Origin of the sequence: Pseudomonas sp. 32_A (assembly GCF_017490905.1) — a bacterium.
In the GTDB taxonomy this organism is placed as follows: Bacteria; Pseudomonadota; Gammaproteobacteria; order Pseudomonadales; family Pseudomonadaceae; genus Aquipseudomonas; species Aquipseudomonas inefficax.
Window position 1 is genome coordinate 1 of the sequence record NZ_JAFGYI010000005.1, and the last position, 24,127, is coordinate 24,127.

18 protein-coding genes are annotated in these 24,127 nt (G+C 63.1%); 10 read left to right on the forward strand and 8 right to left on the reverse strand.

Annotated features, from left to right (window positions below; all coding sequences use genetic code 11):
* Positions 1-118 precede the first annotated feature (118 nt).
* The gene (locus J5M58_RS04560; protein WP_112250418.1) at positions 119-1,993 is read right to left on the reverse strand and encodes a methyl-accepting chemotaxis protein; all 1,875 of its coding nucleotides are present in this window, start codon (positions 1,991-1,993) and stop codon (positions 119-121) included.
* A 169-nt stretch (positions 1,994-2,162) separates the two neighbouring features.
* On the opposite strand from J5M58_RS04560, the gene J5M58_RS04565 reads away from it, so the two are divergent.
* The gene (locus tag J5M58_RS04565; RefSeq protein ID WP_207877316.1) at positions 2,163-3,638 is read left to right on the forward strand and encodes a helicase HerA-like domain-containing protein; all 1,476 of its coding nucleotides are present in this window, start codon (positions 2,163-2,165) and stop codon (positions 3,636-3,638) included.
* A gap of 155 nt (positions 3,639-3,793) precedes the next feature.
* On the opposite strand, the gene J5M58_RS04570 is transcribed toward J5M58_RS04565, so the two are convergent.
* Both J5M58_RS04570 and J5M58_RS04575 read right to left on the reverse strand, forming a co-directional pair.
* Entirely contained in the window at positions 3,794-5,266 is a 1,473-nt protein-coding gene (locus J5M58_RS04570; RefSeq protein WP_112250422.1) for an inorganic phosphate transporter, read from the reverse strand.
* A gap of 313 nt (positions 5,267-5,579) precedes the next feature.
* Positions 5,580-5,780 carry a hypothetical protein gene (locus J5M58_RS04575; RefSeq protein ID WP_003259583.1) on the reverse strand — a complete coding sequence of 67 codons (201 nt, stop codon included), beginning with the start codon at positions 5,778-5,780 and terminating at the stop codon, positions 5,580-5,582.
* A gap of 491 nt (positions 5,781-6,271) precedes the next feature.
* On the opposite strand from J5M58_RS04575, the gene pcaR reads away from it, so the two are divergent.
* The 9 genes from pcaR (at position 6,272) to pcaC (ending at position 15,947) form a co-directional block, all read left to right on the forward strand.
* Positions 6,272-7,162, forward strand: coding sequence for a pca regulon transcriptional regulator PcaR (pcaR, locus tag J5M58_RS04580; protein WP_112250424.1), 891 nt, complete (start codon positions 6,272-6,274; stop codon positions 7,160-7,162).
* A 326-nt stretch (positions 7,163-7,488) separates the two neighbouring features.
* A complete protein-coding gene (locus tag J5M58_RS04585; protein ID WP_112250426.1) occupies positions 7,489-8,835 on the forward strand; it encodes an MFS transporter in 1,347 nt (448 codons plus the stop codon).
* Between the two features lie 230 nt (positions 8,836-9,065).
* Positions 9,066-9,926, forward strand: a complete 861-nt coding sequence (locus J5M58_RS04590; protein WP_015271654.1) for a CoA transferase subunit A — start codon at positions 9,066-9,068, stop codon at positions 9,924-9,926.
* Entirely contained in the window at positions 9,923-10,702 is a 780-nt protein-coding gene (locus J5M58_RS04595; RefSeq protein WP_112250428.1) for a CoA-transferase subunit beta, read from the forward strand. Before J5M58_RS04590 ends, J5M58_RS04595 begins: the two co-directional genes overlap by 4 nt.
* The gene (gene pcaF / locus J5M58_RS04600; RefSeq protein WP_207877387.1) at positions 10,699-11,904 is read left to right on the forward strand and encodes a 3-oxoadipyl-CoA thiolase; all 1,206 of its coding nucleotides are present in this window, start codon (positions 10,699-10,701) and stop codon (positions 11,902-11,904) included. Before J5M58_RS04595 ends, pcaF begins: the two co-directional genes overlap by 4 nt.
* Positions 11,905-12,089: 185 nt before the next feature.
* Positions 12,090-13,379 carry an MFS family transporter gene (locus J5M58_RS04605; RefSeq protein WP_207877317.1) on the forward strand — a complete coding sequence of 430 codons (1,290 nt, stop codon included), beginning with the start codon at positions 12,090-12,092 and terminating at the stop codon, positions 13,377-13,379.
* A gap of 9 nt (positions 13,380-13,388) precedes the next feature.
* Positions 13,389-14,741: a 3-carboxy-cis,cis-muconate cycloisomerase gene (locus tag J5M58_RS04610; protein ID WP_207877318.1), complete on the forward strand. Its 1,353-nt coding sequence runs from the start codon at positions 13,389-13,391 to the stop codon at positions 14,739-14,741.
* An 11-nt stretch (positions 14,742-14,752) separates the two neighbouring features.
* Positions 14,753-15,544, forward strand: a complete 792-nt coding sequence (gene pcaD / locus J5M58_RS04615) for a 3-oxoadipate enol-lactonase (RefSeq protein ID WP_112250435.1) — start codon at positions 14,753-14,755, stop codon at positions 15,542-15,544.
* A 10-nt stretch (positions 15,545-15,554) separates the two neighbouring features.
* A complete protein-coding gene (gene pcaC, locus J5M58_RS04620) occupies positions 15,555-15,947 on the forward strand; it encodes a 4-carboxymuconolactone decarboxylase (protein ID WP_013974040.1) in 393 nt (130 codons plus the stop codon).
* A gap of 124 nt (positions 15,948-16,071) precedes the next feature.
* On the opposite strand, the gene J5M58_RS04625 is transcribed toward pcaC, so the two are convergent.
* From J5M58_RS04625 to ttgB, 5 genes are all read right to left on the reverse strand, one after another.
* Complete coding sequence (locus tag J5M58_RS04625; protein ID WP_207877320.1) at positions 16,072-16,584, reverse strand: DUF962 domain-containing protein; 513 nt, start codon at positions 16,582-16,584, stop codon at positions 16,072-16,074.
* Positions 16,585-16,778: 194 nt separating this feature from the next.
* Positions 16,779-17,702, reverse strand: coding sequence for a LysR family transcriptional regulator (locus tag J5M58_RS04630; protein WP_133975160.1), 924 nt, complete (start codon positions 17,700-17,702; stop codon positions 16,779-16,781).
* Positions 17,703-17,903: 201 nt separating this feature from the next.
* Positions 17,904-19,160: an OprD family porin gene (locus J5M58_RS04635; protein ID WP_112250440.1), complete on the reverse strand. Its 1,257-nt coding sequence runs from the start codon at positions 19,158-19,160 to the stop codon at positions 17,904-17,906.
* Between the two features lie 361 nt (positions 19,161-19,521).
* Positions 19,522-20,976, reverse strand: a complete 1,455-nt coding sequence (locus tag J5M58_RS04640) for an AdeC/AdeK/OprM family multidrug efflux complex outer membrane factor (RefSeq protein ID WP_207877322.1) — start codon at positions 20,974-20,976, stop codon at positions 19,522-19,524.
* Positions 20,973-24,125: a multidrug efflux RND transporter permease subunit TtgB gene (gene ttgB / locus J5M58_RS04645; RefSeq protein WP_112250442.1), complete on the reverse strand. Its 3,153-nt coding sequence runs from the start codon at positions 24,123-24,125 to the stop codon at positions 20,973-20,975. Before ttgB ends, J5M58_RS04640 begins: the two co-directional genes overlap by 4 nt.
* Between the last annotated feature and the right edge of the window lie 2 nt (positions 24,126-24,127).

The window sequence follows — 24,127 nt, forward strand, 5'->3', positions numbered from 1 at the left end:
GGGCAGGGGAAAGCGGGAGAGCGGTGTGGGCTTCTTCGCGGGTGAACCCGCTCCCACAGGAGTTACACAGGCCTCAGGGGTGTGCAGTTCCTGTGGGAGCGGGCGACGCGGATTGAGATCAGATGCGGAAGCTACCCACCAGCTGCTTCAGGCGGCCAGCCTGCTGCTCCAAGTCGGAGCAGGCGCGCAGGGTGGCCTGCAGGTTTTCCACGCCTTCCTGGTTGAGCATGTTGATCTCGTTGATGTCCATGTTGATCGCCTCGACCACGGCGGTCTGCTCTTCGGTGGCGGTGGCCACCGACTGGTTCATGCCGTCGATCTCGCCGATGCGCACGGTAACGCTGTCGAGCCGCTCACCGGCCTGGTTGGCGATCTGCATGCTGTCCTGGCTGTGGCGCTGGCTCTGGTCCATGGTCTCGACCGACTCGCGGGCGCCGACCTGGAGTTCTTCGATCATGGTCTGCACCTGTTGCGCCGATTCCTGGGTGCGGTGCGCCAGGTTGCGTACTTCATCGGCGACCACGGCAAAACCACGCCCGGCCTCACCGGCACGGGCTGCTTCGATGGCTGCGTTCAGCGCCAGCAGGTTGGTCTGCTGGGAAATGCTGGTGATCACCTCGAGGATCTGGCCGATGTTGACGGTCTTGCTGTTCAGCGTCTCGATGTGTGCGCTGGAGGTGACGATCAGGTCGGACAGGCGGTTCATTGCCGCAATGTTGCGCTCCACCACCTGCTGCCCTTCTTCGGCCAGCAACCGCGCCGAACTGGCATGCTGCGACGCCTGGGCGGCGTTGCCGGCAATTTCCTGGGCGGCGGCACCCAGTTCGTTGATGGCGGCGGCCACGCTGTTGGTACGGTTGGACTGCTCGTCGGAGTTGGTCATCGACGAGTTCGACGCACTGATGACCCGCAGGGCTACTTCGTTGACCTGCTCGGTGGCCGAAGACACTTCGCGGATCGAGCTGTGAATACGTTCGACGAAACGGTTGAAGGCGCTGCCCAGGATGCCGAATTCGTCGTGGTTGTGAATGCGCAGGCGCTTGGTCAGGTCGCCTTCACCTTCGGCGATGTCTTCCATGGCGCGGGTCATGGTGTGCAGCGGCTGCATCAGCACGCGGATCAGCAGGCCGAGCAGGCCGATGATGATCACCACAGCCACCAGCGTGGCGATCACCGCAGAGGTGCGGAAGGTGCTGAGCATCGAGAAGGCCTTGTCCTTGTCCACCGACAGGCCGATGTACCAGTTGGCCGAAGGCAGGCCTGTGATCGGGGTGAAGGTCAGCAGACGGGCCTGGCCTTCGCTCTGCACTTCGGTCAGTTCACCGGTCAGTTTTGGCGTGTGCTGCGGGAACAGGTCCGACAGCGACTTCATCACCAGGTCTTTTTCCGGGTGTACCAGGATCTTGCCTTGATCGTTGACCAGGAAGGCGTAGCCCATGCCGCCGAAGTTAAGCGAGTTGATGATCTGCACCAGGCCATCCAGGGCCAGGTCGCCACCGACCACGCCGACACTGGTGGAAACCTTGCTGAGGATGCCGATGACCATCTTGTTGGTGGTCATGTCGATGTACGGCTCGGTCAGGGTCGCGCCGGCGGCGTTCATGCCGTCCTTGTACCAGGGGCGGGTGCGTGGGTCGTAGCCGTCGGGCATTTTCGAGTCAGGGCGCACGCTGAAGCCACCATCGACCTTGCCCAGGTAGACGGTGAGGAAACTGGAAACCAGTGCATTCTGGCCCATGAGGGTTTCGGCGTTGGTCGGGTCCTGGGCAATGTTCTGTGCCAGGTTTTCCACCAGCTTGATACGGCCTTCGAACAGGTTGCGGATATTGGTCGAAGTGGAAGCGCCCATTTCAGCCAGATAGTTTTCAAGGTCCTCGCGGATCGCATTACGCTGGAGGTAATCGTTGTAGAGCGTGAAAAGGCTGAAGGCGAGTATCACGATCAGTGACGCTGCCAAAAGAATCTTGTGGCTGAAACGAAGGCTTTTGTTCATGGCGTAATCGGTTCCGCTAAGGTTTCATATCAGGCGTTTGCACGCGTGGAGTCGCAAAGCAGTGCAACATCCCGAAAAGTCCCTTTTCGGTTGTTCCTCTCTATTAAGGCGAATATCACCCACAGGTATCGGCCGAATTACGGTAAAGCTTGAGCAGAGGATTAAAGAGATGTCGGAATTTTCGACCATCGTTGTAGGCGCTGGCCCGGATGGCCAGCCGGTTGGGCAAGCCATGAGGTTGGCTAACCGCCATGGCCTGGTAGCGGGCGCGACGGGTACTGGCAAGACCGTCACCCTGCAGCATCTGGCGGAAGCGTTCAGTGATGCGGGGGTTGCGGTATTCGCCGCCGATGTCAAAGGCGACCTGTGCGGCCTGGGCGCTGCTGGTGCGCCGCAGGGCAAGGTGGCCGAGCGCATCGCCGGCATGCCCTGGCTGGGGCACAGGCCACAGGCTTACCCGGTGAGCCTGTGGGACATTGCCGGGCAGTCCGGCCACCCGCTGCGCACCACCCTCAGTGAAATGGGGCCGCTGCTGCTGGGCAACCTGCTGGAACTGACCGACAGCCAGCAGGCGGCGCTGTATGCGGCGTTCAAGGTGGCCGACCGTGAAGGCCTGCTGCTGCTCGACCTCAAGGACCTCAAGGCGCTGCTCGCGCACCTGAAGGACAACCCGCAACTGCTGGGCGAAGACAGCGCGCTCATGACCACGGCCTCCACCCAGGCCCTGTTGCGCCGGTTGGCGACCCTGGAGCAGCAGGGCGCCGAGGCGCTGTTCGGTGAGCCCGGGTTGCAGCTCGAGGACCTGCTGCGACCAGACCCGGATGGCCGTGGGCGTATTCACCTGCTCGACGCCAGCCGCTTGGTTCACGAAGCCCCCAAGGTGTATGCGACCTTCCTGTTGTGGCTGCTGGCCGAGTTGTTCGAGCAGTTGCCCGAGCGCGGTGACGCCGACAAGCCGGTGCTGGCGTTGTTCTTCGATGAAGCCCACTTGCTGTTCAACGATACGCCCAAGGCATTGCAGGATCGCCTGGAGCAGGTGGTGCGGCTGATCCGCTCCAAGGGCGTTGGGGTGTACTTCGTCACCCAGTCGCCGGGGGACTTGCCGGATGCGGTGCTGGCCCAGTTGGGCTTGCGCATTCAGCATGGCTTGCGGGCATTTACCGCCAAGGAGCAGAAGTCGCTGCGGGCGGTGGCCGATGGCTTCCGTCCCAACCCGGCGTTCGAAACCTTGGCGGTACTGACTGAACTGGGGATTGGCGAGGCGCTGGTGGGGACGCTGGAAGAAAAGGGCACGCCTGCGATGGTGCAACGGGTACTGATTGCACCACCGCAGTCGCGTATCGGGCCGTTGAGCGCGGCTGAGCGCAGTGCGCTGATTGCCGATTCGCCGCTGGCGGGGCGTTACGACAAGCCGGTGGACCGTGAGTCGGCGTATGAGATGTTGACCCAGCGCAAGGGCGAACCAGTGGAGCCGGCGCCGCAACCCAAGGCGGATGAAGAGAGCTTTGCCGACAAGGCTGGTGAGTTCTTGCAGAGTGCGGCAGGGCAGGCTATCAAGTCGGCGGTGCGCCAGGCGGCCAACCAGTTGGGGCGGCAGTTGGTGCGGGGGTTGATGGGGTCGTTGCTGGGGGGAAAGAAAAGGTAGTTTGCCTGTACCGGCCCCTTCGCGGGTAAACCCGCTCCCACAGGTTCATCACAGATATCAAGAGCTGTGCATTACCTGTGGGAGCGGGTTTACCCGCGAAGAGGCCGTACAGAAAAAAGGCGACCCGAAGGCCGCCTCTTTCAGAACCGTATCACTCAGCCAATGGCTTTGGACGCCAGCCAGAACAGGCCGGCCGCCAGGCCCATCGACGTAGGCAGGGTCAGTACCCAGGCCAGCAGGATGGTCTTCACGGTGCCGCCTTGCAGGCCGCTCTTGTTGGCGACCATGGTGCCGGCCACACCGGACGACAGCACGTGGGTGGTCGATACCGGCAGGGCGAAGACGTTGGCCATACCGATGGCGCAAGCCGCGGTGATCTGCGCCGACATGCCCTGGGCATAGGTCATGCCCTGCTTGCCGATCTTTTCGCCGACGGTCAGTACCACGCGCTTCCAGCCGACCATGGTGCCCAGGCCCAGAGCCAGGGCGACGGCCACGATCACCCAGAACGGGGCGTACTCGGTGGTGGCGGTCAGGTCTTTGCGCAGTTTTTCCAGGTCGGCCTTTTCACGGGCTTCCAGGCCTGGCAGCTTGCCGACCTTCTTCGCCGTGTCGTCCAGGCACAGCAGGTAGCGGCGCACTTCGACACGCTTGTCGGCACTCAGGCTGTGGTAGTCGGTCACGCCCTGCAGTGACGATTGCAGCGCGGCAATGGTCGGCTCGGTCTGCTGCGGGTTGCAGCTGAACTGCTCCGGCAGGTCGCTGGATTTGGCCTTGCCCAGTGCCAGGAACTCACCCAGGGTGGCGGCGTTGCGCTGGTAGAACTGGCTCATGTGCAGAGTGGCGTCTCGGGTACGCTCGATCTGGTAGGTGGTACTGTTCAGGTCGAGGACGAACTTGGCCGGGACGATACCGATCAGCACCAGCATGATCAGGCCGATACCTTTCTGGCCGTCGTTGGAACCGTGCACAAAGCTCACGCCCATTGCCGAAACGACCAGTACCAGGCGGTTCCAGAACGGCGGGTGCTTCTTGTCGTCGAGCTTGCGGCGCTGCTCGGGGGTCTTGTGCATCTTCGACAGCGGGCGCCACCACTTAAGGCCGATCAGGACCAGGGCGGCAACGGCGAAGCCGGCCATTGGCGAGACCACCAGCGACATGGCGATGTCGATCGCCTTCTGCCAGTTGACACCGTCGCCCAGCGGGATGTCGTTGATCAGGGCATTGGCCAGGCCGACGCCGAGGATGGAGCCGATCAGCGTGTGCGAGCTGGAGGCGGGGATGCCGAAGTACCAGGTGCCCAGGTTCCAGGTGATGGCCGCGGCCAGCAGCGAGAAGACCATGGCCAGGCCGTGTCCGGTGTTCACATTGATCAGCAGCTCTACCGGCAACAGGTGCACGATGGCATAGGCCACCCCGACACCGCCGAGCAGAACGCCAAGGAAGTTGAACACGCCGGAGAAGAACACGGCGAGGTGCGGCGGCATGGCCTTGGTATAGATGACGGTAGCTACCGCGTTGGCGGTGTCATGAAAGCCATTGATGAACTCGAAGGCGAGCACGAAGGTCAAGGCGAGCAGCAGGCTCACCAACACCCAGGCATCCAGTCCGCTGAATAATTCGATCATGAAGGTTGTCTGGCGGTCTTAGGGGGGCGGGATTATGCCAGAAAACCTTGGCAATCGATGCATCCGCGACAGACCGACGGCAATCTTCCTGACACGAGCGTGGTGTGCTCGGAGCGACGTTAAGGCAGGGAAATGTCGGCTAAAACGCACAAAAACTGGCGAAAACTGGCAAAACGCTGGTTAAAAAGCCGCCTCGCTACTGTTCAAACGGCCGTATGAAATTTGTGTAATTCCATTTCACCTTCAGCCGGGCAGTAAAGATCGAGCGCGCCCGGGTTGGCCGGGCGACGACGCGCTGGCTTGGTCCTGGAAATCAGGGAGTGTCGCTGCGCAGTTCCTTTTCCATACGTTCCAGTTCCTGGCTGAAGGCTTGGTCGCGCACGCTGGCGCGCTTGCGCCAAGGTTTGCGTTCCGGATCCGGTTGGGCGGCGTAGGTGGTGACTTCGCCACCGTAAACATCCTTGTAACGTTCAGCCTGGCGCTCGAGTTCCGCGCGCAGTTCATCTTTCGTCACAGTAGCACCTGAATTAAGTTTGATGACAGTTGTTAATGGCGTTGTGCAGCGGTGCGCATGCCTTGCTGGCCGCAACGGCTTGATACAGCGGAAGGTTCCATTACCACGGAATCGTTGAGGCCTGCGCAGTCGATTATAGCAATCGATATTTCGCCGAACATCGTTATTTACCCAACCCTGACATCACCGGACGCAAGTAACGGAATGCATCCGACAACAGTTTGGGCCTTTCGTACAAGTTTGAAAGGCAAGACGGACAAAAGTTCGTTGCAACGCTGTAGCGGGGCTGTCGATCGGGAGTGTAATGAAAAACGGCCTCGCCAAAAGACGAGGCCGTTGCCTGGGACTTCTACGGTGGGTACCTGACCAGTCTCTCCAAAGAAGCCACAAGTGGCATGAGAAAGGTATAAGTAAAAGTGTCAGCGGTCAATTGCGATTATCGGCCGTTTGTTCGATAATCGCACGAGTGGGCGTTTTTTTTGAGGTGTGCGATGAGTGACGAAACCCTGGCCAACGATTCCGTCAATCCAGAGCCGGCCAACCCGGAGCAGGGGCGACCTGCCTCGGCAGCTTTGGCACCGCCGATCGTGGCTTCCCCGGCAAAGCGCATCCAGGCCTTTACCGGCGACCCTGACTTCATGACCTCCCTGGCGCGAGGCCTGGCCGTTATCCAGGCCTTTCAGGAACGCAAGCGCCACCTGACCATCGCCCAGATCAGCCACCGCACCGAAATACCCCGTGCGGCGGTACGCCGTTGCCTGCACACCTTGATCAAGCTGGGTTACGCCACCACCGACGGGCGCACCTATTCGCTGTTGCCCAAAGTGCTGACGCTGGGGCATGCGTATCTGTCGTCGACGCCGCTGGCGATTTCTGCCCAGCCTTACCTGGACCGCATCAGCGACCAGCTGCACGAGGCGGCCAACATGGCCACGCTCGAAGGTGACGACATCCTTTATATAGCCCGTTCGGCCACCGTGGAGCGGCTGATTTCGGTCGACCTGTCGGTGGGTGGGCGCCTGCCGGCCTATTGCACCTCGATGGGGCGTATTCTGTTGGCGGCCATGGACGACACCAGTCTGCGTGAATACCTGGAGCGTGCCGACCTCAAGGCGCGTACCAGCCGTACCTTGCATGACGCCGAGTCGCTGTTCGCCTGTATCCAGCAGGTGCGCGCGCAGGGCTGGTGCGTGGTGGACCAGGAGCTGGAGCAGGGGCTGCGCTCGATTGCTGTGCCGGTGTATGATGCCTCAGGGCAGGTGTTGGCGGCGTTGAATGTGAGTACCCATGTCGGGCGGGTGACGCGCAGTGAGTTGGAGCAGCGGTTCTTGCCGATCCTGCTGGCGGCCAGCCGGGACCTTTGCCATCAGTTGTTTGGCTGAGCTCGCTGGGGGCGCAAAGCGCCCCTTTCAAATTTTGAACAGGCAAAACCCTTTCCTGTGCGATAAACGCACAGTGTCGTTCGCGGCGAATTGCTTCACCCCCGCCCGCTGATTAATGTCTCTCGCAACGGTCGGCTGCGCCGATCGAACAAGAAAAACACAAGAGGCACTTTCCATGATTACTGTCCCCTCGCTGTCGCGGCCGCACCCGCGCGCAGTATTGTTATATCCAGGCTGACGCCGGCCGCAATCTCCCAAATCCTTGTCCTCTGTAACGTTTGATCGCTGCAGCGGCCAGGCTGTGCCCCTCATTCTGGATAACAATAATGAACCAAGCGCAATCCAACGTCGGCAAAAGCCTCGACGTCCAGTCGTTCATCAATCAGCAGCCGCTGTCCCGCTACCAATGGCGGGTGGTGTTGCTGTGCTTTCTGATCGTCTTCCTCGACGGCCTGGATACCGCCGCCATGGGCTTCATCGCCCCGGCCCTGTCACAGGAGTGGGGGATTGACCGCGCCAGCCTCGGCCCGGTGATGAGTGCTGCATTGATCGGCATGGTTTTCGGTGCCCTCGGCTCTGGCCCGCTAGCGGATCGTTTTGGCCGCAAGGGCGTACTGGTGGGGGCGGTGCTCGTATTCGGCGGCTTCAGCCTGGCCTCGGCCTATGCCACCAATGTCGACCAGTTGTTGGTGCTGCGCTTTCTGACCGGCCTGGGCCTTGGCGCAGGCATGCCCAACGCCACCACGCTACTGTCTGAATACACCCCAGAGCGCCTCAAGTCGCTGCTGGTGACCAGCATGTTCTGCGGTTTCAACCTGGGCATGGCCGGTGGTGGTTTCATTTCCGCCAAGATGATTCCGGCTTACGGCTGGCACAGCCTGCTGGTGATCGGTGGCGTGCTGCCGTTGCTGCTGGCGCTGGTGCTGATGGTATGGCTGCCGGAGTCGGCGCGGTTCCTGGTGGTGCGCAACCGGGGCACGGACAAGGTGCGCCAGACCTTGTCGCCCATCGCGCCGCAGGTGGTGGCCGAGGCGGGCAGCTTCTGCGTGCCGGAGCAGAAGGCGGTGGCTGCGCGCAACGTGTTTGCGCTGATCTTCTCTGGTACCTACGGCATGGGCACCATGCTGTTGTGGCTGACCTACTTCATGGGCCTGGTGATCGTCTATCTGCTGACCAGCTGGTTGCCCACCTTGATGCGCGACAGTGGCGCGAGCATGGAGCAGGCTGCCTTCATCGGCGCACTGTTCCAGTTTGGTGGCGTGCTGAGTGCCGTCGGTGTGGGCTGGGCCATGGACCGCTTCAATCCGCACAAGGTGATCGGCATTTTCTATCTGCTGGCCGGGGTGTTCGCCTACGCCGTGGGGCAGAGTCTGGGCAATATCACCGTGTTGGCCACGTTGGTGCTGGTTGCCGGCATGTGCGTGAACGGCGCCCAGTCGGCGATGCCGTCGCTGGCGGCGCGCTTCTATCCGACCCAGGGCCGCGCCACGGGGGTATCGTGGATGCTGGGTATCGGCCGTTTCGGGGCGATTCTCGGGGCCTGGAGTGGCGCGACCCTGCTGGGCCTGGGCTGGAACTTCGAACAGGTGCTGACGGCGTTGCTGGTGCCGGCGGGGCTGGCGACCGTGGGTGTGATCGTGAAAGGGCTGGTGAGCCACGCTGACGCGACCTGAGACGCAGGGGCCGCTCCGCGGCCCTTCGCAGCACAAGGCTGCTCCTGCACAGGCGACGCCGCCCCATGTAGGAGCAGCCTTGTGCTGCGAAGAATTCGACACCGTGGAGAATGAGTAGCAGGATAACAAATAGTTCGATAATCGCACGAATAGTCGATTATCGGATTGTAAGCCACCCACCAGTCTCCTTAATCTGAGCTCACCGAAGCACCCTGACCAGGAGTCTCCAAATGGCTGCAATTCTCCCGCTTCACGAAGCCGTGAAGCAGTTCATCCAGGATGGCGATACCGTCGCCCTCGAAGGTTTCACCCACCTGATCCCGACTGCCGCCGGCCACGAGATCATCCGTCAGGGCAAGCGCGACCTGACCCTGGTGCGCATGACTCCGGACCTGATCTACGATCAGCTGATCGGCGCCGGTTGCGCCAGCAAGCTGATCTTCTCCTGGGGTGGCAACCCAGGTGTCGGTTCGCTGCACCGCCTGCGTGATGCCGTCGAGAAGCAGTGGCCTCACGCCATCGAAATCGAAGAACACAGCCACGCCGACCTGGCCAACGCCTATGTCGCCGGTGCTTCTGGCCTGCCGTTCGCCGTGCTGCGTGCCTACGCCGGCTCCGACCTGCCAAAGGTCAACCCGCTGATCAAGAGCGTCACCTGCCCGTTCACCGGTGAAGTGCTGGCAGCCGTGCCGTCGGTGCGCCCGGACGTGACCGTGATCCACGCGCAAAAGGCCGACCGCAAAGGCAACGTGCTGCTGTGGGGCATTCTCGGTGTACAGAAGGAAGCTGCCCTGGCCGCCAAGCGCTGCATCGTCACCGTCGAGGAAATTGTCGACGACCTGCAGGCCCCGATGAACGCCTGCGTGCTGCCGACCTGGGCGCTGAGCGCGGTATGCCTGGTGCCTGGTGGTGCGCACCCGTCCTATGCCCACGGCTATTACGAGCGTGACAACCGTTTCTACCAGGCCTGGGACCCGATCGCGCGTAGCCGCGAATCGTTCACTGCCTGGATCGACACCTACATCCGTGGCACTGCCGATTTCAACGAATTCAAGGCCAAGCTGGCCAGCACTGCGGAGGCCGCACAATGAGCTACTCCACTTCCGAAATGATGACCGTCGCCGCAGCCCGTCGCCTGCGCAACGGTGCTGTGTGCTTCGTCGGCATCGGCCTGCCATCCAAGGCTGCCAACCTGGCGCGCCTGACCTCTTCGCCAGACGTAGTGCTGATCTACGAATCCGGCCCGATCGGCGCCAAGCCAAGCGTGCTGCCGCTGTCGATCGGCGACGGCGAGCTGGCGGAAACCGCTGACACTGTGGTGCCGACCGGCGAGATCTTCCGCTACTGGCTGCAAGGCGGGCGCATCGATGTCGGCTTTCTCGGCGCCGCCCAGGTCGACCGCTTCGGCAACATCAACACGACTGTGGTCGGTGACTACCACGCGCCGAAAACCCGCCTGCCGGGCGCCGGTGGCGCGCCGGAAATCGCCGGTTCCGCCAAGCAGGTACTGATCATCCTCAAGCAGTCGCCGCGAGCCTTCGTCGACAAGCTGGACTTCATCACCTCGGTTGGCCACGGTGAAGGCGGCGACTCGCGCAAACGCCTTGGCCTGCCAGGCGAGGGCCCGGTCGGCATCATCACCGACCTGTGCATCATGGAGCCGGAAGCCGGCACCCACGAATTCGTGGTCACTGCCATCCACCCGGGCGTGACCCGCGAGCAGATCATCGCCGCCACTGGCTGGGCGATTCGCTTTGCCGACGATGTGCAGACCACTGCCGCACCTACCGAAGTCGAGCTGTCCGCCCTGCGTAACCTCGAAGCCCGTACCGCCGCGGCCCATGGCCAGGTGGCAGGAGAAGCCTGATGCGCGACGTATTCATCTGTGACGCCATCCGCACCCCGATCGGCCGCTTCGGCGGCGCACTGGCCGGCGTGCGGGCCGACGACCTGGCCGCCGTGCCGCTGAAGGCGCTGATCGAGCGTAACCCGAGCGTGCAATGGGATCAGGTTGACGAAGTGTTCTTCGGCTGCGCCAACCAGGCCGGTGAAGACAACCGCAACGTGGCGCGCATGGCGCTACTGTTGGCCGGCCTGCCGCAGAGCATCCCGGGCGTTACCCTGAACCGCCTGTGTGCATCGGGCATGGATGCCATCGGTACCGCCTTCCGTGCCATTGCCAGCGGCGAAATGGAGCTGGCGATCGCCGGCGGCGTCGAGTCGATGTCGCGCGCCCCGTTCGTCATGGGCAAGGCCGAAAGCGGCTATTCGCGCACCATGAAGCTCGAAGACACCACCATCGGCTGGCGTTTCATCAACCCCCTGATGAAGAGCCAGTACGGCGTGGATTCCATGCCGGAAACCGCCGACAACGTGGCCGACGATTACCAGGTTTCGCGTGCTGACCAGGACGCCTTCGCCCTGCGCAGCCAGCAGAAGGCAGCTGCCGCCCAGGCCGCCGGTTTCTTCGCCGAAGAGATCGTGCCGGTGCGTATCGCGCACAAGAAGGGCGAGACCATCGTCGAGTGTGACGAGCACCTGCGCCCGGAAACCACGCTGGAAGCCCTGACCAAGCTCAAGCCGGTCAACGGCCCGGACAAGACCGTCACCGCCGGCAACGCCTCGGGCGTGAACGACGGAGCTGCGGCGTTGATCCTGGCTTCGGCCGAGGCAGTGAAGAAGCACGGCCTGACCCCACGTGCCCGGGTGCTGGGCATGGCCAGTGCCGGCGTTGCGCCGCGGGTGATGGGTATTGGCCCGGTGCCGGCGGTGCGCAAGCTCACCGAGCGCCTGGGTGTGGCGGTGAATGATTTCGATGTGATCGAGCTCAACGAAGCCTTTGCCAGCCAGGGGCTTGCGGTGCTGCGTGAGCTGGGTGTGGCCGACGATGCACCGCAGGTGAACCCCAACGGCGGCGCGATTGCCTTGGGCCACCCGCTGGGCATGAGCGGTGCGCGCCTGGTGCTGACCGCGCTTCACCAGCTGGAGAAGAGCGGTGGGCGTAAAGGCCTGGCGACCATGTGTGTAGGGGTTGGCCAAGGTTTGGCATTGGCCATCGAGCGGGTTTGACCTGTACTGGCCTCTTCGCGGGTAAACCCGCTCCCACAGGGAACCACGCATTCCCTGTGGGAGCGGGTTTACCCGCGAAGAGGCCGGCACATGCGTCTCAAGGCCAATTGCCAGGCAAATAGCGGAACGAGGGTGTTACCAGGTGTGTCTAGAATTACCTGCGACCCTCCAGGAGTAAACTCACCATGACCTCAACCTATTACACCGGCGAAGAACGCAGCAAACGCATCTTCGCTATCGTTGGTGCCTCTTCAGGCAACCTGGTGGAATGGTTCGACTTCTACGTCTATGCCTTCTGCGCGATCTACTTTGCCCCGGCGTTCTTCCCCTCCGATGACCCGACCGTGCAGTTGTTGAACACGGCGGGCGTGTTTGCCGCAGGCTTTCTGATGCGCCCGATCGGTGGCTGGATCTTCGGCCGCCTCGCTGACCGCCATGGTCGCAAGAATTCCCTGATGATCTCGGTGCTGATGATGTGCTTCGGCTCTCTGATGATCGCCTGCCTGCCCACCTATGCCAGCATCGGCACCTGGGCCCCGGCGCTGCTGTTGCTGGCCCGGCTGATCCAGGGCCTGTCGGTAGGCGGCGAATACGGCACCACTGCCACTTACATGAGTGAAGTGGCACTTCGCGGCCAGCGCGGCTTCTTCGCTTCGTTCCAGTACGTGACCCTGATCGGCGGCCAGTTGCTGGCGGTGCTGGTGGTGGTGATCCTGCAGCAACTGCTCACCGAAGAAGAGCTGCGCGACTGGGGCTGGCGCATTCCGTTCGTGGTCGGTGCCATCGCCGCGCTGATCTCGTTGATGCTGCGCCGCTCGCTGCATGAAACCAGCAGCGCCGAAACCCGTCAGGACAAGGACGCCGGTACCATCAAGGGCCTGTTCCGCGACCACGCGGCGGCCTTCATCACCGTGCTCGGCTATACCGCAGGCGGTTCGCTGATCTTCTATACCTTCACCACCTACATGCAGAAGTACCTGGTCAACACCGCCGGCATGACCGCAAAGAACGCCAGCTACGTGATGACTGGCGCGCTGTTCCTGTTCATGGTGCTGCAGCCGTTCTTCGGCATGCTGTCCGACCGCATCGGCCGGCGTAATTCGATGATGCTGTTCGGTGCCTTGGGTACGCTGTTCACCGTGCCGTTGCTGATGGCGCTGAAAACCGTGAGCAGCCCGTTCATGGCCTTCGTGCTGATTAGCCTGGCGTTGTGTATCGTCAGTTTCTACACCTCGATCAGCGGCCTGGTGAAGGCCGAGATGTTCCCGCCGCAGGTGCGTGCGCTGGGTGTGGGCCTGGCCTATGCAGTGGCCAACGCGGCGTTCGGCGGTTCGGCCGAATACGTTGCCCTGGGCCTGAAGACCCTGGGCATGGAAAACACCTTCTACTGGTACGTCACGGCGATGATGGCGATTGCCTTCCTGTTCAGCCTGCGCCTGCCGAAGCAGGCCGCGTACCTGCACCACGATGATTAAGGACGTGGCATGACCAACCAATTGTTCGACGCCTACTTCACCGCACCGGCCATGCGCGAGATCTTCTCCGACCGTGGCCGCCTGCAGGGCATGCTCGATTTCGAAGCAGCGCTGGCGCGGGCCGAGGCGGCTGCCGGGCTGGTCCCGCATAGCGCGGTAGCGGCCATCGAGGCGGCGTGCCACGCCGAGCGCTATGACGTTGGCGCGCTGGCCAACGCCATCGCCACTGCGGGCAACTCAGCGATCCCACTGGTGAAGGCGTTGGGCAAGGTGATTGCCAGTGGCGTGCCCGAGGCCGAGCGCTACGTGCACCTGGGCGCTACCAGCCAGGACGCGATGGACACCGGCTTGGTCCTGCAGCTGCGTGCTGCCCTCGACCTGATCGAGTCCGACCTCGGCAAGCTGTCCGATACCTTGTCGCGTCAGGCCTTGCAGTACGCCGACACACCGCTGGTGGGTCGCACCTGGCTGCAGCACGCCACTCCGGTAACTCTAGGGATGAAACTGGCCGGTGTGCTGGGCGCGTTGACCCGTCACCGCCAGCGCCTGCAGGAGCTGCGCCCTCGCTTGCTGGTGCTGCAGTTCGGCGGTGCCTCGGGCAGCCTGGCGGCCTTGGGCAGCAAGGCGATGCCCGTGGCCGAAGCCTTGGCCGAGCAGCTCAAGCTGACCCTGCCCGAGCAGCCCTGGCACACCCAGCGCGACCGCCTGGTGGAGTTTGCCTCGGTGCTGGGCCTGGTCGCTGGTAGCCTGGGCAAGTTCGGCCGTGATGTCAGCCTGCTGATGCAGACCGAGGCAGGGGAACTGTTCGAGCCTTCCGCGCCGGGCAAGGGTGGTTCTTCGACCATGCCGCACAAGCGCAACCCGGTCGGCGCCGCGGTGCTGATCGGTGCCGCTACCCGCGTGCCGGGGCTGGTCTCGACGCTGTTCGCCGCCATGCCCCAGGAGCACGAGCGCAGCCTTGGCCTGTGGCATGCCGAATGGGAAACCCTGCCTGACATCTGCTGCCTGGTATCCGGGGCGCTGCGCCAGGCCCAGGTGATTGCCGAGGGCATGGAAGTGGATGCCACGCGCATGCGCCGTAACCTCGACCTGACCCAGGGCCTGGTGCTGGCCGAGGCGGTGAGCATCGTCCTCGCCCAGCGCCTGGGCCGCGACCACGCCCACCACCTGCTGGAGCAGTGCTGTCAGCGCGCCGTGGCCGAACAGCGCCATCTGCGCACCGTGCTGGGTGAAGAGCCGCAGGTCAGCGCCGAGCTGTCCGCCGAAGAACTCGATCGCTTGCTCGACCCTGCCCATTACCTGGGCCAGGCCCGCGTCTGGGTGGCGCGTGCCGTGTCCGAACATCAACGTTTCACTGCCTGAAGGAGACCGCTGTGGCGCACTTGCAACTGGCCGATGGCGTTTTGAATTACCAGATCGATGGCCCGGAAAACGCCCCGGTGCTGGTCCTGTCCAACTCGCTGGGCACCGACCTGGGCATGTGGGACACACAGATTCCACTGTGGAGCCAGCACTTGCGTGTGCTGCGCTACGACACCCGTGGCCACGGTGGGTCGCTGGTCACTGAAGGCCCCTACAGCATCGAACAGCTGGGCCGTGACGTGCTGGCCCTGCTCGATGGCCTGGACATCGCCAAGGCGCATTTCGTCGGCCTGTCGATGGGTGGCCTGATCGGCCAGTGGCTGGGCATCAATGCCGGCGAGCGCCTGCGCAGCCTGACCCTGTGCAATACCGCCGCCAAGATCGCCAACGACGAGGTGTGGAACACCCGTATCGACACCGTGCTCAAGGGTGGCCAGCAGGCCATGGTCGACTTGCGCGATGCCTCCATCGCCCGCTGGTTCACCCCGGCCTTCGCCCAGGCCCAGCCAGCGCAGGCCCAGCGCATCTGCCAGATGCTGGCGCAAACCAGCCCGCAAGGTTATGCCGGCAATTGCGCGGCGGTGCGTGATGCCGATTACCGCGAGCAACTGGGCCGTATCCAGGTGCCGGCGCTGATCGTTGCCGGTACCGAGGACGTGGTGACCACTGCGGAGCACGGCCGCTTCATGCAGGCTGGTATCACGGGTGCCGAGTATGTCGACTTCCCGGCGGCGCACCTGTCCAACGTCGAGATCGGCGAGGCGTTCAGCCGCCGCGTGCTCGACTTCCTGCTGGCTCACTGAGGATACCGCCATGGACGAGAAACAACGTTACGACGCCGGCATGCAAGTACGCCGCGCAGTGCTTGGCGATGCCCACGTGGACCGCAGCCTGGAGAAGCTCAACGACTTCAACGGCGAATTCCAGGAGATGATCACCCGCCATGCCTGGGGTGACATCTGGACTCGCCCGGGCCTGCCGCGCCATACCCGTAGCCTGATCACCATCGCCATGCTGATTGGCATGAACCGCAACGACGAGCTGAAACTGCACCTGCGCGCGGCGGCCAACAACGGCGTGACCCGCGACGAGATCAAGGAAGTGCTGATGCAGAGCGCGATCTACTGCGGCATTCCGGCGGCCAATGCCACCTTCCACATGGCTGAGTCGGTGTGGGATGAGCTGGGCGTGGAGTCGCGCACCTGATTGCACGCGGTCCCTTGTAGGAGCGGCCTTGTGTCGCGATGGGCCGCAAAGCGGCCCCGGCAATATTGGCTGCGAAGCTGAAACCCTGGGGCCGCTTCGCAGCCCTTTCGCGACACAAGGCCGCTCACATAGAGCGCGCCACCACGGGCCCGGCGTTGGCCTCGACCGCGCGTTTCAGGGCCGGGCACAAGCCGAGCATGAATGCCGCTTCTGCCACCACGAACAACGGCCCGATGATCAGGCCGCTGACATCGTCGACAAACGCCGGCTTGCGGCCTTCGTAGTAATGGCCGACGAACTGGATTATCCAGCCCACCACGAATGCCCCCAGCCCGGCGCCTAGCCACAGCGCTGTCGTCTGCATTGCCAGCACCTGGCCGACCCACAGGCATAGCCCCAGCAACAACCCCATCACCAGGCCGAAGCGCAGGTCCAGGCGCAGGTAGAACCAGACCGAGGCTGCCGCCGCCGGCAGGGCAGGGGAAAGCCAAATGCCGGCTACCTCCCAGCCAGGTCGCGACAGCAGGATGGTGACCGCCAGCACGATCATGGGGATGCCGACGAAGTGGGTGGCGATGTTGCGTGGGTCGCGGTGGTAGCTGGCGTATTGGCTCAGGTGGTCGACGAGGGTTTTCATTGTTGTGCCTCCCTGGTTTGCCTGGTCGGGGTGTGTTGCCTGTTCTGGCCTCTTCGCGGGTAAACCCGCTCCCACAGGGTCACCACAACTCCTGAGGGCTGCCCTGTCCCTGTGGGAGCGGGTTTACCCGCGAAAGGGCCAGCACAGGCGACCGATATAGCTCAGGATAGCCCGCAGCCACCACCATCATCAGCTCAGCGAATGGCAGCAGCCCGCACTGGCATATCCAGCCCCACCAGCGTCTCGATCATCGCGCGTGCCGCCGGCGATAGCCGGTAACCGCTGCGGCTGACCACGCCACAGCGCACACTCAGCACTTCCAGCGCGGGTGGCAGGTTGCGCCAGTGCAGGCGCACCAGGCTGCCGCTGGCCAGGTCTTCGGCCACGGCTTCCTCGCTGGCGGTGCCGATGGCATCGGTGGCCTGCACCACGCTGCGCAGCACGGCCAGGTGCTCGGTTTGCAGGTGCGGGGTGAAATCGCTGCGCCCGCTCAGATTGGCCAGGCGCTTGCGCACGCCGGGGGCGAGCAGGGCGCTGGCCAGGGGGTAACTGAACAGGTCGTTGGTCGACAGGCTGTCCTTGGCCAGCAACGGGTGCCCCGGGCGGCAGAAGAACAGGCCGGGGCGCGGTGAAAGGGGTTCGGTGTGGAAGTTGGGGTCGGCTTCGAACGGGCGGATATCGTCGACGAAAAATTCGATCTGCTCGCGGCGCAGGGCCTGGCCGAGGCGTTCTGCATTGTCCACCAGCAGCGAGGTGCGGATGCCCGGGTGGCGTTCGAGGAAGTGGCGCAGGGCATCGGGCACCAGGCGCACGGCCAGCGCCGGGCCGCTGCCAAAATGCAGCTCGCCGGCGTCTAGCTTGGTCATCTGCAGCACTTCGTTGCTCAGCTGTGCGGCACCTTGAACCAGACGCCGGGCATGTTGCAGCACCACCAAGCCTTCGGGGGTGGGCGGCAAGGCTTTGCTGGCGCGGTCGACCAGTGGGCAGCCAAAGCTGTGTTCCAGGCTCTGGATGGCACGGCTGAAGGCAGGTTGGGTGATGCCCATGGCCTCGGCGGCTCGGACGAAGCTGCGGTATTCGGTGAGGGCGATGAAGTAGCGCAGCTGACGGAGGTCCATTTCACGGCTCTGGGGCGGGGATCAGGAGCCTATTCAAGCGGTTGCTGCATATGTCGTCAAAGAAGGTTTATTGATTTGTTTATAGCTTCAGGTTATTTAATGTGACTTCTGGCCTCTTCGCGGGTAAACCCGCTCCCACAGTTTCACCACAGATTCTGAAACTGTGATGAGCCTGTGGGAGCGGGTTTACCCGCGAAGAATTCAAAGAAGATTCAGCGGGTAACTCACGATCAACCGGTTCTCATCGAACGAGTTGGTGCTGAAGTCCCGGCGCATGGTGGAGTTGCGCCACTTCACCGACAGGTCCTTGAAGCTGCCCGACTGCACCACATACGCCAGTTCCGTTTCCCGTGCCCATTCCTTGCCATCGTCCACGCCACCCGCAGTGACGTTGTCACCCTTGATGTAGCGGTTCATCAGGGTCAGGCCTGGCACGCCGACGGTGGCGAAGTTGAAGTCGTGGCGCACCTGCCAGGAGCGTTCCTTGGCATTGTCGAAGCTGGAGTTGTAGCTGTCGTTTGCCAGGGTGCCGCCGCTGGTGCCATTCACTCGCATCCAGGCGTCGTCGCCGCTGACTTTCTGCAGGCCGACGTAGAAGGTGTGGCCCTGATAGCGCGCCGAGAGCATGGCCGAGGCGGTGCGGTTGTCCAGTTCGCCGGCGCGTTCGGCACCGTCTTCCTTGCCGATGAAGTAGCCCAGGTTGGCGCCGAGGGTCCAGTCGCCCAAGGGTTGGCTGTGCACCAGGTTGAGGTACTGCTGGCGGTAGATGTCCTTGAGCTGGGCATCCCACAGGCCGATCATGGTGCGCTTGTCGTTGAAGGTGTATTCGCCGCCGCCAAAGTTGAAACGGTCGGAGGTGAAGGCAGCCTTACCGTTCAGCGACATGTCTTCCATGCTGGCGTCGTTGCGTGGGCTGTTGCCGCGGAACTGGCCGGCGTACAGGGTCAGGCCAGCGATTTCTTTCGAAGTCAGCTGGCCGCCGCGGAAGGTCTGCGGCAGCGAGCGGCCATCGTCCGAGCGCAAGATCGGTAGTACCGGCATCCATTCACCCACTTTCAGCTCGGTTTCGGACAGCTTGGCTTTCAGTGCCACGCCCAGGCGGCCGAAGTCATCGGCGGGGCGGCCGTCGTCATGCACTGGCAGCAGGTGGGTGTTGGTAGTGCCTTTGCCGCCATCGAGCTTGACCGAGTACAGGCCCAGAACGTCCACGCCGAAACCTACGGTGCCCTGGGTGAAGCCGGAGCGGGCGTCGAGGATGAAGCTCTGCGTCCACTCTTCGGCCTTGGCCTGCGGGTGGGCCGGGTCGACGAAGTTGCGGTTGATGTAGAAGTTGCGCAGGTTGAGGGTGGCCTTGGCGTCCTCCAGGAAACCACCTTCGTCGGCGGCGAACACGGGGAATGCGCAGGACATGGCCAACAGGCCGGGCAGCAGCTGGCGTGCGGGTTGCAAAGTGCTCATCTGTCGTGGATCTCTTGTTTTTATGGGCGAGCCGGTACGCTGCAGGATGCGGCCTGCAGGTGCGGGTCTTTTGGGATGAACCGGGGCAACGTTGCGTGGGGAGGATGGTGCGGGGTCGGGCTGGGGTGAGGCAATTCGCCGCAAACGGAAACGGGCGATAATCGAACGGAATGTTCTGGTTGGTTAATTGTTCTCCTGCACTGGCCTCTTCGCGGGTAAACCCGCTCCCACAGGTACTGCACAGCCTTCAGCATTTATGCAAAACATTGTGGGAGCGGGTTCACCCGCGAAGAGGCCGGTTCAGGCAACAGAAAACAAAAAGCCCACCGCGAGGGTGGGCTTGATGCTTTGGCAGCTTCAATCAGCCCTTCGGCGCTTCCACCGATGCCTGCTGGTTGGCCTGCCCGCTCTGCTCGTACCAGCCACCGCCAAGCGCCTTGTACAGGTTGACCTCGCTGGTCAACTGCGACAGGCGATCGCCAATCAGCGCCTGCTGGGCACTGAACAGGTTGCGCTGGGCGTCGAGGAAGGTCAGGTTGCTGTCGATACCGATGCGATAGCGGCGTTCGGCCAGGCGGTAGTAGTCCTGGTTCGCCTGCACCAGATCGCGTTGCGCCTGCAGCTGCTCTTCGAAGGTCTTGCGCGCCGCCAGGCCATCGGAGACTTCCTGGAAGGCGGTCTGGATGGTCTTTTCGTACTTGGCGACGTTGATGTCCTTCTGGATCTTCGAGTAGTCCAGGCTGGCCTTCAGGCTGCCGGCATTGAAGATCGGCAGGTTGATCTGCGGCTGGAACAACCAGGTGCCCTGGCCACCCGAGAACAGGTGGCCCATGTCGGGGCTCAGGCTGCCGGCATTGGCGGTCAGGCTGATGCTCGGGAAGAACGCTGCGCGGGCCGCGCCAATGTTGGCATTGGCGGCCTTGAGCAGGTGCTCGGCTTCCTGGATGTCCGGGCGACGCTGGAGGATGTCCGACGGCAGGCCGGCCGGTACTTCGGCCAGCTGGTCGGCATCGAGCTCCAGCGGCTTGGCCAGGTCGGCGGGAATGCCGGTGCCCAGCAGCACGGTCAGGCTGTTGACGTCCTGGGCGACCAGGCGCTGGTACTGCGAGTACTTGACCCGGGCGCCTTCCACGGCGGTACGCGCCTGGCTGACGTCGAGTGCCGAGGCTACGCCGACTTCGTTGCTGCGACGGGTGAGGTTGTAGCTTTCCTCGTAGGTCTTCAGCGTTTCTTCGGTCAGCTTGAACAGCGCCTGGTCGGCCTGCCAGGTGTAGTAGGCGTTGGCCACGCTGGCCACCAGGCTGATCTGCGTGGAGCGACGCGCCTGCTCGCTGGACAGGTAGGTTTCCAGGGCCTGCTCGGTCAGGCTGCGCACACGGCCGAACAGGTCCAGCTCATAGGCGCTGACGCCCAGGGTGGCCGAGTACTGGCTGGTGATGCCTGCTTCGCCCGTCTGCGACATGTTTGCCGGTACGCGTTGGCGGCTGCCGCTGCCGTTGGCCGAAACCGCAGGGAACAGGTCGGCACGCTGGATGCGGTACTGCGCACGGTAGGCATCGATGTTCAACGCGGCAACGCGCAGGTCGCGGTTGTTGACCAGCGATGTCTGGATCAGTTGCTGCAGTGCCGGGTCGTGGAAGAACTGGCGCCAGCCCTGTTCGGCGGCGGCAACTTCCGCCGATTGCGTCGGCGAGTACGCAGGGCCTTGCGGCCACTGCGCAGCCACCGGCGATTCCGGGGTCTGGTAGTCAGGGATCAGCGAGCAGCCGCCAAGAATGAAAGCGGTTACTGCCAGGGACAACAAAGACTTGGTCATTGCCCAGCCTCATAACGTGGAGTTTCAGGGGTGACGTCTTTTTCCGGCTCTTTGCTGCCGAACAGTGACGACACTGCGACGAAGAACAGTGGTACCCAGAAGATAGCCAGCACGGTCGCACTGATCATGCCGCCGATCACGCCAGTACCGATGGCGTGCTGGCTGCCGGCGCCGGCGCCGCTGGCGATAGTCAACGGTACCACGCCGAGGATGAACGCCAGCGAGGTCATGATGATCGGGCGCAGACGCATGCGGCACGCCTCGATCGCCGCGTCGTACAGGCTGCGGCCTTGCTCGTGCAGCTCCTTGGCGAACTCGACGATCAGAATGGCGTTTTTCGCCGCCAGGCCGATGGTGGTCAACAGGCCGACCAGGAAGTACACATCGTTGGACAACCCGCGCAGGCTGGTGGCGATCAGGGCACCGATGATACCCAGCGGTACTACCAGCACCACGGCGATCGGGATCGACCAGCTTTCGTACAGGGCTGCCAGGCACAGGAACACGAACAGTACCGAGAGGGCAAACAGTGCCGGCATCTGCGAACCGGAGAGTTTTTCCTCGTAGGACATGCCGGTCCAGGAGAAGCCGATGCCGCTTGGCAGTTCGCCAGCAATGCGCTCGACCTCGGCCATGGCTTCACCGGTACTGTAGCCCGGGGCCGGAGCACCGAGGATTTCCATCGCCTCGACGCCGTTGTAACGCGACAGCTTCGGCGAACCGTAGGTCCATTCGCCCTTGGCGAATGAGGAGAACGGCACCATTTCGCCGGCGCCATTGCGCACGTACCACTTCTGCAGGTCTTCCGGGCTCATCCGTGCGTTCGGCTCGCCCTGGATGTACACCTTCTTGACCCGACCACGGTCGATGAAGTCGTTGACGTAGCTGGCACCCAGGGCAATCGACAGGGTGTTGTTGATGTCGGCGATGGTCACGCCCAGGGCGCTGGCACGCTCGTCATCGATGGTCAGCTGGTACTGCGGCTCATCGTTCAGGCCGTTCGGGCGCACGGCGCTGAGGATCTTGCTCTGCGCGGCCTTGGCCAGGAACTGGTTGCGCGCTTCCATCAGCTTGGCATGGCCGACACCGCCGCGGTCCTGCAGGAACACGTCGAAGCCGGTGGCGTTACCCAGTTCGAGCACCGCAGGCGGGGCAAAGGCGAACACCATTGCATCACGGAAGGTGAAGAAGTGCTGCTGGGCTCGCTGGGCAAGGGCGAACACGCTGTTTTCCTTGGAGCGCTCGTCCCACGGCTTGAGCATGATGAACGCCATGCCCGAACTCTGGCCGCGACCGGCAAAGTTGAAGCCGTTGACGGTGAACACCGAAGCCACGGTGTCGGACTCTTCGCTGAGCAGGTACTCACGCATCTGGTCTACCACTACCTGGGTGCGCTCGGCACTGGAGCCGGCTGGGGTCTGTACCTGGGCGAACAGTACGCCCTGGTCTTCTTCCGGCAGGAACGCGGTTGGGATGCGGGCGAACAGCCAGATCATGCCGACCACGATCAGCGCATAGGCCAGCAGGAACGGTGCCTTGTTGCGCAGGATGGTACCCACGCTGCGCTCGTAGCCGGTTACGCTGCGGTCGAAGTTGCGGTTGAACCAGCCAAAGAAGCCACGCTTGGCCACATGGTGCTCGCCCTTCTTCAGCGGCTTGAGCATGGTGGCGCACAAGGCCGGGGTGAAGATGAGCGCCACCAGCACCGACAGGCCCATGGCCGAGACGATGGTGATGGAGAACTGCCGGTAGATCACACCCGTGGAGCCGCCGAAGAACGCCATGGGCAGCAGTACCGCCGACAGCACCAGGGCGATACCCACCAGGGCCCCCTGGATCTGCTCCATCGAGCGCTTGGTCGCTTCCTTGGGCGGCAAGCCTTCCTCGGACATCACCCGCTCGACGTTCTCCACCACGACGATGGCGTCGTCCACCAGCAAGCCGATGGCCAGGACCATGGCGAACATGGTCAAGGTGTTGATACTGAAGCCTGCTGCGGCAAGGATGCCGAAGGTGCCCAGCAACACCACCGGTACGGTCATGGTGGTGATGACGGTGGCACGGAAGTTCTGCAGGAACAGGTACATCACCAGGAACACCAGGACCACGGCTTCGATCAGGGTGTGGATTACGCCGCTGATAGATTCGGTGACCACCGGGGTCGTGTCATACGGGAATACTGCCTTCACCCCAGGCGGGAAGAACGGTTCCAGGTCGGAGATGGTCTTGCGCAAGGCCTTGGCGGTGTCCAGTGCGTTGGCACCGGTGGCCAGTTTTACTGCCAGGCCGGAAGCCGGCTTACCGTTGAACTGAGCGCTGACGGCATAGTTTTCACCACCCAGCCCAACCTGGGCGACATCACCCAGACGCACCTGCGAACCGTCGCTGTTGACCTTGAGCAGGATCTTCTCGAACTGCTCGGCAGTCTGCAGGCGGGTCTTGCCGATGATGGTGGCGTTCAGCTGGGTACCCGGCATGGCCGGCAGGCCGCCGAGCTGGCCCGAGGATACCTGCACGTTCTGCGCGGCCACGGCGGTCTTGACGTCGACAGGGGTCAGCTGGAACTTGTTCAGCTTGGCCGGATCGAGCCAGATACGCATGGCGTACTGCGCACCGAACACCTGGAAGTCACCCACACCTGCGGTGCGCGAGATCGGGTCCTGCATGTTGGAGACGATGTAGTTGGCGAGGTCGTCCTTGGTCATGCTGCCGTCTTCGGACACCAGGCCGATCACCAGCAGGAAGTTCTTCACTGCCTTGGTGACGCGGATACCTTGTTGCTGCACTTCCTGCGGCAGCAGCGGGGTGGCCAGGTTCAGTTTGTTCTGCACCTGCACCTGTGCGGTGTCCGGGTTGGTGCCCTGCTCGAAGGTGGCGGTAATGGTCATGCTGCCATCGGAGTTGCTTTCCGATGACACATAACGCAGGTTGTCGATACCGTTGAGCTGCTGCTCGATCACCTGTACCACGGTGTCCTGCACGGTCTGCGCCGAGGCGCCCGGATAGGTCACGGCGATGGCGATGGCCGGCGGCGCGATGCTGGGGTACTGGTTGATCGGCAGCTTCAGGATCGACAAGGCGCCGACCAGCATGATCACCAAGGCGATCACCCAGGCGAAGATCGGGCGATCGATAAAGAACTTCGACATGG